Source organism: Mycolicibacterium agri (assembly GCF_002553505.1).
GTDB classification, from domain to species: domain Bacteria; phylum Actinomycetota; class Actinomycetes; order Mycobacteriales; family Mycobacteriaceae; genus Mycobacterium; species Mycobacterium agri.
Genome location: NZ_PDCP01000053.1, coordinates 25,562 through 40,348 on the forward strand (window position 1 = coordinate 25,562; position 14,787 = coordinate 40,348).

The window sequence follows — 14,787 nt, forward strand, 5'->3', positions numbered from 1 at the left end:
CCTCGCGGCTCAGCCGACGGCCTTCGCCCAGTTCTCCGCGAGATACTTGGTGGCCTTCTCCGTCTGCTCGGGTGTCGGAACGGTGACCGGCCCGTCGACGACTGGGATCTTGGCGACCGCATCCTTGTCGATGGTGCCCGCCTGAATCATCTGATCGGCCCGCACCGGCCGCACCCCGCCTGCGGCGTACAGGTTCTGGCCCTCGTCGCTGTAGAGGAACTCCTCCCACAGCCGCGCGGCCGCCGGGTGTGGCGCGTCCTTGTTGATGGCCTGGTAGTAGTAGCCGGCGACCACGGCGTTCGGCGGCACGAACACCTTCCAGCTGGGCAGCTTCGCGGTTTCGGCGGAGTTGAGGTAATTCCAGTCGATGACCACCGGTGTCTGGCCCGACTCGATCGTCGCCGGCGTCGGGTCGACGGGCAGGAAGTTGCCCGCGGCCTTGAGTTTGCGGAAGAACTCGACGCCGGGCGCGATGTCGTCGACGGAACCGCCCTGCGACAGCGCGACCATCAACACGCCGGAGAACGCCGCACCCGCCTGCGTCGGGTCGCCGTTGAGGGCCACCTTGCCGCTGAATTCGGGCTTGAGAAGGTCGTTGACGTCGGTCACCTCCGGCACCTTCGCCGAGTCGTAGCCGATCGACATGTAGCCGCCGTAGTCGTTCACCCAGGTGCCGTCGGGATCCTTGTACGCGGCCGGGATGTCGTCGAACGTGGCGACCTTATAGGGCGCGAACATGTCGGTGTTGGCCAGGGCCACGGACTGCCCGAGGTCGAAGACGTCGGGCGCGGTGCTCTTGCCCTTCTGCTGGTTGGCGGCGTTGATCTCGTCCTGGCTCGCCGCGTCCGGCTGGGCGGAATTCACCTTGATGCCGTACTTGTCGGAGAACGCCTTGATGATCGCGCCGTAGTTGGCCCAGTCCGGCGGCAGCGCGATGACGTTGAGTTCACCCTCCTTCTTGGCCGCCTCGACCAGCCCCTCCATGCCGCCGAAATCCTCGGCCGAGGTCGCCTCGCTGTAGTTCACCCCTGACTCGGTCTGATTGCCCTCGCTCTCCTTCTCCGGCGGAGCGCAGGCGGTGAGCCCCGCGGCCAGGAGGAAAGAAGCGGTGAGCGCAGTGAAGCCGACGAGCCGAGAGTTCTTCATGGGTGAACCTTTCCGATGGGCAGGCAGACCGATGGTGGCGCGTTGGTGACGACGCCGGGTCGGCGCGGTGAATGCTTCACCGCGGCGTTGGAACCTTATCGTGGCTGCGCACTGATGGCAGCGGGTTCTCGCGAGTGTGTATTTATCCGCAGTGCGCGCGCATTTGCCCTGGTCGTGGCGTTAGCATCGGATGGTGCCGGAGAAGGGGGCCTCGGGGGACGTCGACTACCCGTGGGAAGACTCCGACGGGAGCGACGGCGTTGACGTCTTCGACGAGGGATACGACGACGGATACGTCGAGCAAGACGGCCCCGTTGACGCGGGGTCGCAGCGCGACCTGGACTACCTGCTGGGCGAGCAGGCTCATCGCCACGACGGGTTCGACGCGTTCGATGAATCCACCTGGGACGACGAGATTTTCACGCCCTTGGTGGCGACGCCGTGGTACCGGTCGCGGCGGGCGTTGCCGCTGCTGATGGCCAGCGGTGCGGCGCTGTCGGCGTTGGTCGTGTCGGTGGTTCTGCTTTTTGTCCGCGACTCGTCGACGGCCGTGCGGCCGAAGCCTTCTTCACCGCCCACGACGGCGGTCACCACCACACCGGTGGCCACCGCGACGAGTCGGCAACCTCCGCCTCCGCCGCCGGCGGCGCCGCCGCCCGCTCCGCCGCCACCACCATCGGAAGCGCCTCCGGAGCCGCCGGTGGTGAATCAGGCGCCTGCGCCGGTGATTCGGCCGCCGGCGCCGCGCAGGCCGACGAAAGAGCCCGAGATCGGCGTGACGCGGACGCAGGAGACCAGGTCGCCCATCAGCGTCGCACCTCAGCCACGCCGGCCTCGGTGATCATTCGCAGATCTAGCGGTGATGACCGCCGTGGTGAAACAGCAGGCCGTTGCCGAACGGGAACAGATATGTCGGGTATTGCACCGGGTGGTCGCTGTTGATCTGGACGTTGCCGGGTGACTGGCACTTGGTCGTCTGAGAGCCGACGTAGGTGCATGTCGGCCCGGTGGGCGCGGCCGCCGCCGTGGGGGCCGCCACGATCGCGGCCGAGGCGACTCCCGCCATGACCAACGTCGAGATGTGGCGCAGCTTCATGAAAACCCCTGTCTTCGTATTTCCAAACTGAACGTTTAGTTTCAACAGGGACAGACGTACCAAAATGCCCACACCAGCGGTGATGTCAGTCACCGGCGGCCAGCCCGCGGATTGCTACATCCACGAGCGTGTCGGCCGCGGCGTCGGTCAACTCGCCCTGGCCGAAGAGGAGCCGATACAGCGGCGGCCCGATGATGACGTCGAGAGCCGCATCCGGGTCTACGTCGGCGCGGAACTCGCCACGCTCGACGCCGCGCATCCAGATCGCGCGGAACGTGTCACGGCGCGACTCGACGAGGTTGGTGCGCAACTCCCGGTGCACCAGCGGATCGGCCTGCGCCTCGCCGACCAGTTGGGCGAACACACGCCCGCTTGGCCCGGAGTAGAAGTGCATCAGCCCGCGCACCACAGCGGTCAGATCGTCGCGCGCGGAGCCGGTGTCAGGATCCTGGGACTCGGCGGTGATCTCGGACAGGAACGCCTCGATGGCCACGGCGTACTTGTTCGGCCACCACTTGTAGATCGTGGCCTTGCTGGCGCCGCTGCGGTTGGCGATCTCCTCGGTCGTCATCGCCCGCAGCCCCACCTCATGCAAGAGCTCCGAGGTGGCGCGCAGCACGGCGGCGCGCGACGCCTCGCTGCGCGGGCGTCCGGGGCGACTGCGCGGTGCCGGCTCGGCGACCCGGCTAGCAGACATCCGCGGTTCCGCAGATAATGAACTGCGCGTTCACAATTTCTACTATTGTCCATTCCCGCTGCACCGCAACTCGAGAAGGACAAATGACCGACTTCGACGCGAAGGAACGATTCGCCGCCGCACCCGTCGCCCTGCTGGCGACCGCGGGCGCCGACGGCGTCCCGCACATCGTTCCGGTGGTCCTCGCGGTCCACCACGACACCATCTACACCGCCGTCGACGCCAAGCGGAAGTCGACGCGGCGGCTCCGCCGAATGGTCAACATCGAAGCCAACGCCGAAGTCAGCCTTCTCGTCGACCATTACGAGGACGACTGGTCCGCGCTGTGGTGGGCACGGGCCGACGGCACCGCCGAGATCCACTACAGCGGAGAGGAAATGGCGGTCGGCTACTTCGAGTTGCGCCGCAAGTACCCGCAGTACCAGCGGGTGGCCCTCGACGGTCCGGTCATCACCGTCAACGTCAGGCGGTGGACGGGGTGGCAGGCCTGAATCGCCCAAATCCGCGGCCCCGCAAGGGAATAAATCTTTGCTAGTGAGCGTCATCACACAAACACGTGAGGGCGTCCGGCCCTACCATTGATTCCGGTCAGGGCTCCGGACGATCGGATTCTGCCAACCATCGATCAATTTCTGCCACTGGAATTAATCCGTCTGACCTGTTGGTTCTTTTGATCATGCCGGACAGAAATGATCTTCACCCGGTACTCACAGCGGCCGAACCGCCGGTCCGGCCGCACACAACAGAACAACAGAAGGCACCAAAGATGAAGAAGTACGGATTAGCCACCATCGTCGCCGGCGGATTGGCAGCGGCGACACTGGGTCTGGCCGCGCCCGCCATGGCCGCCCCCACTGGGCCAGGCAATGCCCAGGAGACCATCAACGAACTGAAGGCCGATGGCTACAAGGTCATCGTGAACCGCATCGGCGGCACCCCGCTCGAACAAGCGACCGTGGTCGCCGTACGATCGGGACAGACCTTCACACGGACGGACTCCGGCAACCCTGGAGACGATTTCGCCACGGTAGTCACGAACAAGACGGTCTACGTCGACGTCCGCTGACCCACACCGGCGAGAGCAAGGGGCACCCCGATCGGGTGCCCCTTCTTCGTCGGTCGGGCAGCCCTGTGATCATGTGTCCGTGACCGAGTACTCGCTGCCGATCGTGCCGCGCTACGCCGAGGTCGACCAGCAGGGCGTGGTCTTCAACGGCCACTACCTCACCTGGTTCGACGAGGCGGTGACGGGCTTCTTCGACCACCTCGGCGCGAGCTATCCGGAACTGATGTCCGCGGGTCTGGATATGCAGTTGGTGCACACCGAGATTGACTACGCGGCACCGGTGCGATGGCGGGATAGAGTGCACGTCGCGGTGACGTGCGAGCGGGTCGGCACGACAAGTTTCACGATCGGCTTCGCGGTCCACCGCAGCCGCGGCGACGACGAAGACGGCGGCGACGAACTGGTCGCGGTGCGCGGGCGCAACGTCTACGTCGTCGTCTCGACCGAGGACTGGACCAAGCGACCGGTGCCCGACGACCTTCGGACGGCGCTGACCCAGTAGCGATCTTCGTTACCTGTCAGGTAGTAGTCATGCCGATCGCGCGGCGCTACCGTCGGCTTGTGCCCGAGACGACGACACCCCACGGAGGTGCGCTGCTGCGCCAGTGGCGACAGCGGCGGCGACGCAGCCAGCTCGACCTCGCGCTCGACACCGGCATCTCGGCCCGGCACCTCAGCTTCGTCGAGACCGGGCGTTCGCGGCCGAGCCGCGGGCTGCTGCTCGCGCTGGCCGAACAACTCGAAGTTCCGCTGCGCGAACGCAATGCGCTGATGCTGGCCGCCGGGTACGCGCCCGTCTACGCCGAAACCGATTTGGACAGCGCGGAAAGCCAGCAGGCCCGCGAAGCCATCGAGCGGCTGCTCGCCGGCCACGAGCCCTACCCCGCCGTGGTGCTCGACCGCTGGGGCGATGTGGTGTTGAGCAACCGCGCCGTCGGGCCGCTGCTGGAAGGCGTGGACCCCGAACTGCTTGCGCCGCCGGTCAACACCTATCGGCTCAGCTTGCACCCGAAGGGCATGATTTCGCGGATCCGCAATGCCGAGGAGTGGACGGCCCATCTCGGGCACCGGCTGACGCGGCTGGCCCGGCTGACCGGTGACGCGCGGCTAGCCGAACTGCTCGACGAGATCCGCTCGTATCCCGGGGTGGCCGAGGTGCTTGACGACTACCACGAGCCCACCACCAATGAGCTGCTGCTGACGCTGCAGTTGGATCACCCGGCCGGTGAGCTGCGCCTGATCAGCACGGTCACCAGCTTCGGCAGCGCGCATGACGTGACGCTGTCCGAGCTCACCGTCGAGTCGTTCTTCCCGGCCGACGACGCCACACGCCAACGGCTGCAGGACGTTTCGACCTCGAATTAGACCTGTCCGACTAGGCCTGCACGATGACCGGGTCGCCGACGCGCACCGTGTCGAAGTACCACGCAGCGTTGTCCGGGCTGAGGTTGATGCAGCCGTGGCTGACGTTCGCGTAGCCCTGCGACCCGACCGACCACGGCGCACTGTGCACGTACACGCCGCCCGAGGTGATGCGCACCGCGTCCTTGACCGTGAGCTTGTAGCCCTCGGGGTCACTGAGCGGGATGCCGATCGTGCGCGAATCCATGATCACCGTCTTCTCCTTGGACATCGCGGTGAACGTGCCCTTGGGAGTGGGGAACTTGGCCTTGCCCATCGATGCGGGCATCTCGCGGACCACCTCGTCGTCGATCTTGACGGTGAAGGTGTGGGCGTCGATATCGGCGATGCCGACCACTTTCGCACCGGTCTCGAAGCTCGTCGAGAAGCCGCCGGCCGTCACGGAGATCGGTGAGTGCGCGGGCCAGAACTGATCGGGCTTGAACTGCAGCACCCGATCGCTGAGCCAGCTGAACTGTCCCGTCGGCGTGTCACTCGATGTGATCGCCACCGATTGCTCGGCGCGGGCCCGGTTGCTGACCGGCTCGGCAAAGGTGATCTCGATCGGCGCGCCGACGCCGACCACCTCTCCGCCGCCCGGTGAAATGGCGGTGACGGTAGGGCCAGGTTGAGGGCGGGGCACTGCTGCCGTTCCGGCGGGCGCCGGACCCACCATGGCGACAGCCGCAACGCCCACCACGGCAAGTAGATATCTAACAGGTCTGCGCAATGCTTCCACCCCTTCACCGGTAATCCCGACCAGCAAAGTCCCATTCTAGTGATCATCTCCGCAGAAGGCCGCCGACCGACCGTTCGACCACGTCACAAGGGGTCTTGATCTGCGTATCGATTAGGGGAATTGTGATTAGCACCACGGGCCCGATGAAGTGACCCGGGGGTTGGAGGGACCGTCATGGCTGACAAGGCGAATACTTCCCAGGGCGCCGGAGCCGCCCCAACCGCGGACAGTCCGGCCGCCATCCGAAACGTGGTCCTGATAGGCCCATCGGGTGGCGGCAAGACCACCCTCGTCGAGGCGTTACTGACCGCCACCGGTGTCCTGTCCAGACCCGGCTCCGTCGTGGAGGGCACGACGGTCTGCGATTCCGACGAGGCCGAAATCTCCCAACAGCGCTCGGTGGGGCTGGCGCTGGCGCCGCTGAAGCACAACGGCGTGAAGGTGAACCTCATCGACACCCCCGGCTACGCCGACTTCGTCGGTGAACTGCGGGCCGGGCTGAGGGCCGCCGACTGCGCGTTGTTCGTCATCCCCGCCAACGAAGGCGTCGACGAGCTCACCAAGTCGCTGTGGATGGAGTGCCAGCAGGTGGGCATGCCGCGGGCGGTGGTGATCACCAAGCTCGACCACGCCAGGGCGAACTACGACAACGCGCTGGCGGCCGCGCAGGCGGCGTTCGGGGAAAAGGTGATGCCGATCTACCTGCCGGCCAACACACCGTGCACGGGGTTGATCGGGCTGCTGTCGAAGACGCACTACGAGTACGCCGACGGCAAGCGCGCCACCAAGGAACCCGACTCGTCCTACACCGACCGGCTCGAGGAGCATCGCGGGCCGCTGATCGAGGCGATCATCGAGGAGTCCGAGGACGAGACGTTGATGGACCGCTACCTCGGCGGCGAGGAGATCGACGAGAAGGTGCTGATCGAGGACCTCGAGAAGGCCGTCGCGCGCGGCTCCTTCTTCCCGGTCATTCCGGTGTGCAGCAGCACCGGCGTCGGCACCCTGGAACTGCTGGAGGTGGTGACCAGCGGCTTCCCGTCCCCGCTGGAGCACCCGCTGCCCGAGGTGTACACCCCGCAGGGCAAGGAGCACGGCCAGCTGTCCTGCGACCCGAACGGTCCGCTGTTGGCCGAGGTGATCAAGACGACGTCGGACCCCTACGTCGGCAGGGTCAGCCTGGTCCGGGTGTTCTCCGGGACCATAAGGCCCGACGCGACCGTGCACGTGTCGGGCCATTTTTCGTCGTTCTTCGGCAATGGCAACGGCTCGTCGGTCGTGCACGAGGATCACGACGAGGACGAACGGATCGGCTCGCTGTCGATTCCGCTCGGCAAGCAGCAGCGCCCCGCGGGCAATGTGATAGCCGGCGACATCTGCGCGATCGGTCGGCTGTCACGGGCCGAGACCGGAGACACGTTGTCGGACAAGGCCGATCCGATGGTGCTCAAGCCGTGGACGATGCCAGAGCCGCTGCTGCCCATCGCCGTGCAGCCGCGCGCCAAGACCGACGACGACAAGCTCTCGGTCGGCTTGCAGCGATTGGCGGCCGAAGACCCCACACTGCGCATTGAGCAGAACCCCGAGACACACCAGATTGTGTTGTGGTGCATGGGCGAAGCGCATGCGGGCGTGGTGCTCGACGCGTTGGCCAGCCGGTTCGGCGTCAGCGTCGACAAGGTGGACCTGCGCGTGCCGCTACGCGAGACGTTCGCCGGCTCGGCCAAGGGCCATGGCAGGCACGTCAAACAGTCCGGCGGGCACGGCCAGTTCGCCGTCTGCGACATCGAAGTGGAACCGCTGCCCGAGGGGAGCGGCTTCGAGTTCGTCGACAAGGTGGTCGGCGGCGCCGTGCCGCGGCAGTTCATTCCCAGCGTCGAGAAGGGTGTGCGCGCCCAGATGGAAAAGGGTGTCGCCGCAGGCTATCCCGTCGTCGACATCCGGGTCACGCTGTTCGACGGCAAGGCCCACAGCGTCGACTCGTCGGACTTCGCCTTCCAGATGGCGGGCGCGCTGGCGTTGCGGGATGCGGCCAGCGCCACCAAGATCAAGTTGCTGGAGCCCGTCGACGAGGTGTCGGTGCTGGTGCCCGACGATCTGGTCGGCGCGGTGATGGGTGATCTGTCCAGCCGCCGGGCCCGCGTGCTGGGCACCGAGAACGTCGGCGACCGCACGGTGGTGAAAGCCGAAGTGCCGCAGGTGGAATTGGTGCGTTACGCGATCGACCTGCGCTCGCTGACCCACGGCGCCGGTTCGTTCACCCGCAGCTTCGTGCGCTACGAGCCCATGCCCGAACACGCGGCGGCGAAGGTCAAGGTGGAGGCAGACGCCTAACCCAGACGCCTAACCCCTAGCGCTGATTTGTGAATCCGGCGACGCTGCAAGGCCATTCAGCGTCGATGGTTGCACAATCGGCGGCTATGTAACGGCGGTGAGCGCCGCGACGGCGGGCCCGAACATGGTGTTCTTGATCGCGCCGAGCGTGCCCTGATCCTTGGCTCCCAACGGCGCCAGCATGTTCAGCGCCGTGCCCGTGACGGCGTCCTCGTCGGCTGTCGCGTCGACGATCCCGATCGCGGCGGCCTCGGTGCCGCCGAACCGGCGCCCGGTGGTCATCGCGGCTACGGCGGTTTGCGGGGTGAGCTTGGCCTGGATCAGCGCCGCCATGCCGGAAGTGAACGGGATGCGGATGTCGACCTCCGGAAAGCAGAAATAGCCGCGGTCGGCGCGCATCACCCGAAAGTCGTGCGCCAGCGCCAGCATTGCGGCCGCACCGAAACTGTGCCCGTTGATCGCCGCCGCAGTCGGAATCGGCAGCGTCAGCACGCGCGCCAACAGCGCCTGCACCCGCCCGACGTACCACTGCGCCTGCTCGCCGTGCGCGGCCAGCCACTCGAGGTCGAGGCCGTTGGAGTAGAACTTGCCCGTCGCGGTGGTCACCATTGCGTGCGCCCCGCGGGACAACGCGTCGTCGAGGTGCGCATCGAACTGCTCGAGAAAACCTGGCGAGAAACGGTTTTCGTCGTCGCCGAGGTGCAGCACGGCGATGTCTTCCTCGAAGCGCAAGGTGACGGTCATGATCTACTCCGGTAGGGCGAGCAGGCGGCGGGTCAGGATGAGCAGCTGTGTGCGCAGTTCGTCGTCATCGACATCGGCGACGAGGGGGTGTACGACGGCGGTGCCGATCGCCCCCGACAGCATCGCGGCGCTCACCCGGTTCTCGTCGCTGGCGTCGCCGAGCAGCACGCCGTAGAGCCGGGTGAGGTAGGCCTGGAACGGCTCGTGCTCGGCCAACAGCCGGACGATCACCGGGTCGGACTGCAGCGTGGCGGCGGCCCGACGCCGCTCGATGGCCATGTCGATGACGCGGGTGAGCAGCACTTCGCGGGCTTTGGTTCTCGACTTCTCCGCCTCGGCGGCCTCGAGCGCGTCGTCGAGCCTGCCGAGTTCCCGCTCGGTCAGCGCGATGACGATCTCTTCCTTGGTCTTGAACTGGTGGTAGACGGCCGCTTTGGTGACCCCGACCGCATCGGCGATCATCTGCAGCGAGGTGCCGCCGACGCCGTGATCGGCGATGAGCATCAGCGCGGCATCGAGGATGCGCATCTGCGCCGGGCTGCGCTGGATGTCGGAGAACCGGATCGGGGCGACACGCTCGGCGGAGACCACATCAAGAGGGTAGCCGGTTGGCTATGCGCACCCACGGCCAAGTCATCAATGCCCACACAGCGGCGACGAGCACCGACGCCACAAGCACGTAGACCGGCCACGGCCCGAACAGGTCGAGCAGCGACGCGGTGTCAGGCTTGCGGTTGAGGAAGCCGTAGTTGGTGCGCGCAATGCTGTTGAACGTCATCGTCACCGCGGCCCATGCCAGCGTGATGCCGACGACGAGGCGGTAGCTGCGCCACGTCGGCCGAAAACCTCTGCCCCAGGTCAGGTAGATGGCTGCCCACACGACGAGCAGGTGTATCGCCCAGAAAGCCAGAAACCGGTAGTGCGGGAAGTCCGGGCCGCGCAGCACGGGCGAGATCAACGCCTGCACGCTGAGCACCAGACCCCAGTAGTAGGTCAACGCGACGGCCCAATGTCGTTGCGACCACAGGGCGTACGCGCCTGCCGTGGTGGCGAGGTCGGTCAACTGCAGCGGCACCGACCACTGGATCGACGGCGGAATCAACGAATACAGCAGCACGCCGGCGTAGATGACGGCCGTCACCACGCCGAGGATTCGGCCGAGTCGCCGGGCCTGGTCCTCGGTCTGTCTGCGGCCGATCCACACCAGCAGCACCGCACCGACGACGAACACGACCAGTACGGCCCAGTGCGACGGGCCGTAGGGCGTGAACTCGCGGTGCGTCAGCGGGCCGCGACCTCGGCCGTAACGCCCTCGGGCAGCGGGCGTCGCGCGGACTCCCGCAGCGTCAGCGCGGTGATGAGCGAAATAACCGCTGCGGCAACGACATAGAACGCTGGCGCCAGGTTGTTGCCGGTGCTGCCGGTGAGCCAGGCGACCATGTAGGGGGTGGTGCCACCGAACGCCGCGACGCAGACGTTGTAGCCGATGGAGAAGCCGCTGTAGCGCACCCGGGTGGAGAACAATTCGACACCGGTCGACACGGCGACCGCGATGTAGGCGGACTCGATGGCGGCCAGTGCGGCGTGCGCGACGATCGCACCCAGCACTGAACCCGAATTCAGAAGCAGGAACAGCGGATACACGAAGACCACGAACCCCACCGAACCGGCGACGAGCAGCGGCCGCCTGCCGATGCGGTCGGACAGCGCCGCCAGCGGGAGGATCAGCACGATCGCCACCAGGCACGCGATCGTGATGGACACGAACGCGGTGGCCTTCGAGAACTGCAGGGTCTTGATGAAGTACGTCGGCAGATACGTGAAGACGACGTAGTAGCCGACATTGAAGATAATCATGATGCCGATCACCTGCAGGATGGGCCGCCATGCCGTCTGCAGCGCCTCCTGCAGCGGCGACGCGGCAACCTCGTCGGAGGCGGCGAGCGCTTCGAACGCCGGGGTGTCGGACAGTCGAAGCCGGATGTAGAGGCCGACGAGCCCGAGTGGGCCGGCGATCAGGAACGGAATGCGCCAGCCGTAGGAGTCCATGGCGGCATCACCGAGCACGGTCTGCAGCAGCGTCACGGTCACCGACCCGAGTAGGAAGCCGACGACACCGGACCAGGCGATGAAGGTGACCGTCACACCGCGTCGCTCGTCGGGCGCGAACTCGGCCAGATAGCAGGCGCCGCCACCGTATTCGCCGCCGGCCGAAAACCCTTGCAGGCAGCGCAGAAACAGCAGCAACAGCGGCGCGGCGACGCCGATCGCCTCGTATGTCGGCAGCAGCCCCATGGCCAGCGTCGACCCCGACATCAGCAGGATCACGATGGCCAGCACCCGCTGGCGGCCGAGCCGATCACCCAGCGGGCCGAAGACCAGGCCACCGAGCGGCCGCATCACGAACGCAGCGGCGAAGATTGCGAACGTGTTCAGCAGCGCCGCAGTGTCATCGCCGGCGGGGAAGAAGTTGGCCGCGATGAACGTGGCGAGAAACCCGTAGATCGCGAAGTCGTACCACTCGACGGCGTTGCCGATCGACGCACCGGCGATGACTTGGCGTAGGGGTGATCCGCCGCTCACCCGAACCACGTTAAATCAATCGACTGACTTAATGAAGCGCCAAGGCGCGTCAGCGGTGACCTACCCGGTCACGTCGTCGGCCGCCTTCTTCTCCACGACGCGGGTCTTGTAGAGGCTGGCCACCGTGGTGAGGACGAGGGTGACGACGATGACGCCCAGCGACAACAGCGTCGGGATCTCCGGTACCGGCACGTGCTCGCCGCCGTTGATGAACGGCAGCTCGTTCTCGTGCAGGGCGTGCAGGATCAGCTTCACGCCGATGAAGGCCAGAACGATGGCCAGGCCCTGAGACAGGTAGACCAGCCGCTTGAGCAGGTCGCCGAGCAGGAAGTACAGCTGGCGCAGACCCATCAACGCGAACACGTTGGCGGTGAACACCAGGTAAGGCTCCTGGGTCAGGCCGTAGATCGCCGGGATCGAGTCCAGCGCGAAGATCAAGTCGGTGGTGCCGAGCGCGATGATGACCAGGAACATCGGCGTCATCAGCCGCTTGCCGTCCTCCTTGATGTAGAGCTTGAGGCCCTCCCACTTGTCGGTCAGCTTCAGGTGCGTGCGGGCGAAGCGGACCACGGCGTTGTCGGCGTCGTCGTCGTGGTCGGTGTCACGGACCAGGTTCGCCGCGGTGTAGAGCAGGAACGCGCCGAAGATGTAGAACACCCACGAGAAGTTGTTGATCGCGACCGCTCCGAGCGCGATGAAGATGCCGCGGAACACCAGCGCGATGATGATGCCGACCAGAAGCGCCTGCTGCTGGTACTTCTTCGGCACATTGAAGCTGGCCATGATGATCAAGAAGATGAACAGGTTGTCCACCGAGAGGCTGTATTCGGTGAGCCAGCCGGCGAAGAACTCGACGCCGTACTGACTGCCGTGGAAGGCATACACCCAGACACCGAACGCCACCGCGAGGCCGATGTAGATGCTCAGCGCCGTGACCAGTTCACTCCGTGACGGCTCGTGCGGCCGCCTCCCGATGATCACGACATCGAACAGCAGGACGGCGATCGTCACGCCCAGCGTGATGATCCATTCGAGTTGGGAAACTTGCATCTACGGTGCCTCCGGTCGCTGAATACGCCCGAGGTCTCTTCCACCGTCCGCTCGGCCCGCGGGCCGGTCGTCCGATGACGGCCGACGTGATGACGACACCGCGGCGAAGGAATACTCCCCTCTCCCCGTGAAGTCTGTCAGATCGCTGTGAACAATGCCTACCCCGGCGTCGCAAAGCCACTGTGAAACGATGCCCCTGTGACGCCACGACCAGCACATTTCATGCCCCTCGACGACGATCGCTACGCGCCCACGGGCCACGCGCAGAGCCACTGGGGAGTCGATCACCTCAACGGGCCGGCGCTGGTCGGCCTGGCGGCACATGCGTTGGAGAGCGAATTCGGGCTGCCCGAGTTCCTGCCCACCCGGTTGACGGTCGACCTCTTCAAGGCGGCGCGCGGGATGCCGACGACGACGAAGGTCGCCCTGGTCAGGGACGGGCACCGGGTGCGCAACTCCGAATGCGAACTGGTTCAGGACGGCGTGACGGTGGTGCGCGCGACGATGGTGCAGTACCGGCTGTCCGAGCCACCGCGCGGCGAGGAATGGACGTCGGCCACCGAGTTCCCCTGGCCCGACGAGCTCGGCGCGGTGGGCGTGTCCTCCATGGGCAGCGACGGCGCGGGCTGGACGCGTGGCATCGCCGAGCACCAGAACACCACCCGCAAGCGGTTCATCAACCGGATGATCGACGTGGTCGAGGGCCGCGACAACAGCCCGTTCGTGCGCGGGGCGATGGTCGCGGAAGGGGCGAGCCTGGTCACCAACCTCGGCTCGGCCGGGGTGGGTTACATCAACGGCGACCTCACCGTGGCGATGGCCCGGCTGCCCGTCGACGAATGGGTAGGCGTTCAGGCCGACTCGCACTGGGCCTCCGACGGCATCTCGGTGGGGACGGCGACGGTCTTCGACCGCGTCGGTGCCTTCGGTTCCGCTGTGGTGACGGCCGTCGCCAACCCGGCGGCGCAAATCGACTTCACCAACGATCCATTCCCCTCGCGCAGCCCGTCCTAACGCGAATGGGTCGCCTTATCTAATCGTCGCCGCCTGACTGCTCGTCCAGCTGCTCGGCCAGCAGTTCGAGACCGCCCCTGATGAGCCTGCCGTAGTCGTCATCGTCCGGCAGGGCGCCGATCGTGGCCCGCGCCTGCCGGAGATGCTCGCGTGCACGGTCGAGGGCTCCCAGCTTGCGGTAACAGTCGCACAGGTTCAGATGAAGCGACGGATACAGCCCCTCCACCGAATACGGAACGCCGGCCTGCGCGACGCGCTCGTCGGTGATCAGCCCGGCGGCGGCGAGGGCGCGCAGGTCCCAGGCCAACTCCTCGCGCACGTCGTCGTGCACGTCGGCCATCGAGTGGGCGAGTACGCAGACGTGCAGTGGGTCGCCGCGCTCGCCGCCGATATCAGCCCAGATCTGGGCGAACAGATCCCGCGCGGCCTCGCGCTGACCTCGGTGGTGCAGCTCCACCGCTTCACCGATCCGGGCGAGGGTTGGGTCGGTACTCGTCACGTGGCAGTCACTCCTGTGGACTCTTGCGGGGAACGTACACCCGTCCTAACACGACCCTTCCCCCGATCGGACGACCCAGGATTCCTCCGGTTCACCGGCCGGTCGGCGGACAGACCCGGCTCGCCATCGGCGGAATAGTCCCGTGCATGGACATAACCGCCTCTGACACAACCGATTCCGTCGTTCCGTTCTCGTTCGCGACGGCGTTCGCACCTCGGCAGCGCACTTTGAATGCATCAGCGAAATTGCATGACGTGGCATATGACATCCGTGGGCCGGTGCATGAGCATGCGGCGCGGTTGGAGGCTGAGGGTCATCGGATTTTGAAGCTCAATATCGGTAATCCGGCGCCGTTTGGGTTTGAGGCCCCGGATGTGATCATGCGCGACATGATCGCGGCGTTGCCCTATGCGCAGGG

Annotated in this window: 17 protein-coding genes and 1 pseudogene; 8 read left to right on the forward strand and 10 right to left on the reverse strand. The window is 66.3% G+C overall.

Translation table 11 applies throughout. From position 1 onward, the window contains the following. Positions 1-9: 9 nt before the first annotated feature. Positions 10-1,146, reverse strand: coding sequence for an ABC transporter substrate-binding protein (locus CQY20_RS23550; RefSeq protein WP_097942495.1), 1,137 nt, complete (start codon positions 1,144-1,146; stop codon positions 10-12). Positions 1,147-1,339: 193 nt separating this feature from the next. Here CQY20_RS23550 and CQY20_RS35625 point away from each other — a divergent pair, with 193 nt between their 5' ends. Then, complete coding sequence (locus tag CQY20_RS35625) at positions 1,340-1,987, forward strand: hypothetical protein (protein WP_133119123.1); 648 nt, start codon at positions 1,340-1,342, stop codon at positions 1,985-1,987. Positions 1,988-1,999: 12 nt separating this feature from the next. On the opposite strand, the gene CQY20_RS23560 is transcribed toward CQY20_RS35625, so the two are convergent. Beyond that, a complete protein-coding gene (locus CQY20_RS23560; protein WP_097942496.1) occupies positions 2,000-2,242 on the reverse strand; it encodes a hypothetical protein in 243 nt (80 codons plus the stop codon). An 85-nt stretch (positions 2,243-2,327) separates the two neighbouring features. Continuing rightward, entirely contained in the window at positions 2,328-2,939 is a 612-nt protein-coding gene (locus CQY20_RS23565; RefSeq protein ID WP_097942497.1) for a TetR/AcrR family transcriptional regulator, read from the reverse strand. 83 nt (positions 2,940-3,022) lie between these two features. Between CQY20_RS23565 and CQY20_RS23570 the strand changes: the two genes are divergently transcribed. The 4 genes from CQY20_RS23570 to CQY20_RS23585 all read left to right on the forward strand — a co-directional run bounded on the left by CQY20_RS23570 (position 3,023) and on the right by CQY20_RS23585 (position 5,370). After that, complete coding sequence (locus tag CQY20_RS23570; RefSeq protein WP_097942498.1) at positions 3,023-3,430, forward strand: TIGR03668 family PPOX class F420-dependent oxidoreductase; 408 nt, start codon at positions 3,023-3,025, stop codon at positions 3,428-3,430. A 275-nt stretch (positions 3,431-3,705) separates the two neighbouring features. Continuing rightward, positions 3,706-4,005, forward strand: coding sequence for a hypothetical protein (locus CQY20_RS23575; RefSeq protein WP_097942510.1), 300 nt, complete (start codon positions 3,706-3,708; stop codon positions 4,003-4,005). A gap of 79 nt (positions 4,006-4,084) precedes the next feature. Further along, positions 4,085-4,507 carry an acyl-CoA thioesterase gene (locus CQY20_RS23580; RefSeq protein WP_174814709.1) on the forward strand — a complete coding sequence of 141 codons (423 nt, stop codon included), beginning with the start codon at positions 4,085-4,087 and terminating at the stop codon, positions 4,505-4,507. Between the two features lie 29 nt (positions 4,508-4,536). Then, entirely contained in the window at positions 4,537-5,370 is an 834-nt protein-coding gene (locus CQY20_RS23585; RefSeq protein WP_097942500.1) for an MmyB family transcriptional regulator, read from the forward strand. Between the two features lie 10 nt (positions 5,371-5,380). On the opposite strand, the gene CQY20_RS23590 is transcribed toward CQY20_RS23585, so the two are convergent. Continuing rightward, positions 5,381-6,082, reverse strand: a complete 702-nt coding sequence (locus CQY20_RS23590) for a L,D-transpeptidase (protein ID WP_097942501.1) — start codon at positions 6,080-6,082, stop codon at positions 5,381-5,383. Positions 6,083-6,319: 237 nt separating this feature from the next. Here CQY20_RS23590 and CQY20_RS23595 point away from each other — a divergent pair, with 237 nt between their 5' ends. Then, positions 6,320-8,479: an elongation factor G-like protein EF-G2 gene (locus CQY20_RS23595; RefSeq protein ID WP_097942502.1), complete on the forward strand. Its 2,160-nt coding sequence runs from the start codon at positions 6,320-6,322 to the stop codon at positions 8,477-8,479. An 84-nt stretch (positions 8,480-8,563) separates the two neighbouring features. Here CQY20_RS23595 and CQY20_RS23600 read toward each other — a convergent pair whose 3' ends face one another. From CQY20_RS23600 to CQY20_RS23620, 5 genes are all read right to left on the reverse strand, one after another. Then, complete coding sequence (locus tag CQY20_RS23600) at positions 8,564-9,223, reverse strand: enoyl-CoA hydratase/isomerase family protein (protein ID WP_097942503.1); 660 nt, start codon at positions 9,221-9,223, stop codon at positions 8,564-8,566. Between the two features lie 3 nt (positions 9,224-9,226). Continuing rightward, positions 9,227-9,751 (reverse strand): TetR/AcrR family transcriptional regulator, encoded by a 525-nt coding sequence (locus tag CQY20_RS23605; protein ID WP_097942511.1) that lies wholly within the window; start codon positions 9,749-9,751, stop codon positions 9,227-9,229. A 64-nt stretch (positions 9,752-9,815) separates the two neighbouring features. Next, the gene (locus tag CQY20_RS23610) at positions 9,816-10,508 is read right to left on the reverse strand and encodes a YwaF family protein (protein WP_097942512.1); all 693 of its coding nucleotides are present in this window, start codon (positions 10,506-10,508) and stop codon (positions 9,816-9,818) included. After that, positions 10,505-11,806 carry an MFS transporter gene (locus CQY20_RS23615; protein ID WP_163701088.1) on the reverse strand — a complete coding sequence of 434 codons (1,302 nt, stop codon included), beginning with the start codon at positions 11,804-11,806 and terminating at the stop codon, positions 10,505-10,507. The genes CQY20_RS23610 and CQY20_RS23615 overlap by 4 nt, the downstream gene beginning before the upstream one ends. Positions 11,807-11,866: 60 nt before the next feature. After that, a complete protein-coding gene (locus CQY20_RS23620) occupies positions 11,867-12,856 on the reverse strand; it encodes a TerC family protein (RefSeq protein WP_097942505.1) in 990 nt (329 codons plus the stop codon). 198 nt (positions 12,857-13,054) lie between these two features. On the opposite strand from CQY20_RS23620, the gene CQY20_RS23625 reads away from it, so the two are divergent. Further along, positions 13,055-13,870: an acyl-CoA thioesterase domain-containing protein gene (locus CQY20_RS23625; RefSeq protein WP_163701085.1), complete on the forward strand. Its 816-nt coding sequence runs from the start codon at positions 13,055-13,057 to the stop codon at positions 13,868-13,870. A gap of 19 nt (positions 13,871-13,889) precedes the next feature. On the opposite strand, the gene CQY20_RS23630 is transcribed toward CQY20_RS23625, so the two are convergent. Further along, a complete protein-coding gene (locus CQY20_RS23630; RefSeq protein ID WP_097942507.1) occupies positions 13,890-14,369 on the reverse strand; it encodes a hypothetical protein in 480 nt (159 codons plus the stop codon). 146 nt (positions 14,370-14,515) lie between these two features. On the opposite strand from CQY20_RS23630, the pseudogene CQY20_RS23635 reads away from it, so the two are divergent. Further along, positions 14,516-14,787: pseudogene (locus CQY20_RS23635) on the forward strand (aminotransferase); the annotation flags it as partial.

Bases quoted from the DNA above. Each gene is read 5' to 3' on its own strand.
- CQY20_RS23550 (WP_097942495.1), bottom strand. From the start codon at position 1,146: ATGAAGAACTCTCGGCTCGTCGGCTTCACTGCGCTCACCGCTTCTTTC.
- CQY20_RS23560 (WP_097942496.1), bottom strand. From the start codon at position 2,242: ATGAAGCTGCGCCACATCTCGACGTTGGTCATGGCGGGAGTCGCCTCG.
- CQY20_RS23565 (WP_097942497.1), bottom strand. From the start codon at position 2,939: ATGTCTGCTAGCCGGGTCGCCGAGCCGGCACCGCGCAGTCGCCCCGGA.
- CQY20_RS23570 (WP_097942498.1), top strand. From the start codon at position 3,023: ATGACCGACTTCGACGCGAAGGAACGATTCGCCGCCGCACCCGTCGCC.
- CQY20_RS23575 (WP_097942510.1), top strand. From the start codon at position 3,706: ATGAAGAAGTACGGATTAGCCACCATCGTCGCCGGCGGATTGGCAGCG.
- CQY20_RS23585 (WP_097942500.1), top strand. From the start codon at position 4,537: ATGCCGATCGCGCGGCGCTACCGTCGGCTTGTGCCCGAGACGACGACA.
- CQY20_RS23590 (WP_097942501.1), bottom strand. From the start codon at position 6,082: ATGGTGGGTCCGGCGCCCGCCGGAACGGCAGCAGTGCCCCGCCCTCAA.
- CQY20_RS23595 (WP_097942502.1), top strand. From the start codon at position 6,320: ATGGCTGACAAGGCGAATACTTCCCAGGGCGCCGGAGCCGCCCCAACC.
- CQY20_RS23600 (WP_097942503.1), bottom strand. From the start codon at position 9,223: ATGACCGTCACCTTGCGCTTCGAGGAAGACATCGCCGTGCTGCACCTC.
- CQY20_RS23605 (WP_097942511.1), bottom strand. From the start codon at position 9,751: ATGCGCATCCTCGATGCCGCGCTGATGCTCATCGCCGATCACGGCGTC.
- CQY20_RS23620 (WP_097942505.1), bottom strand. From the start codon at position 12,856: ATGCAAGTTTCCCAACTCGAATGGATCATCACGCTGGGCGTGACGATC.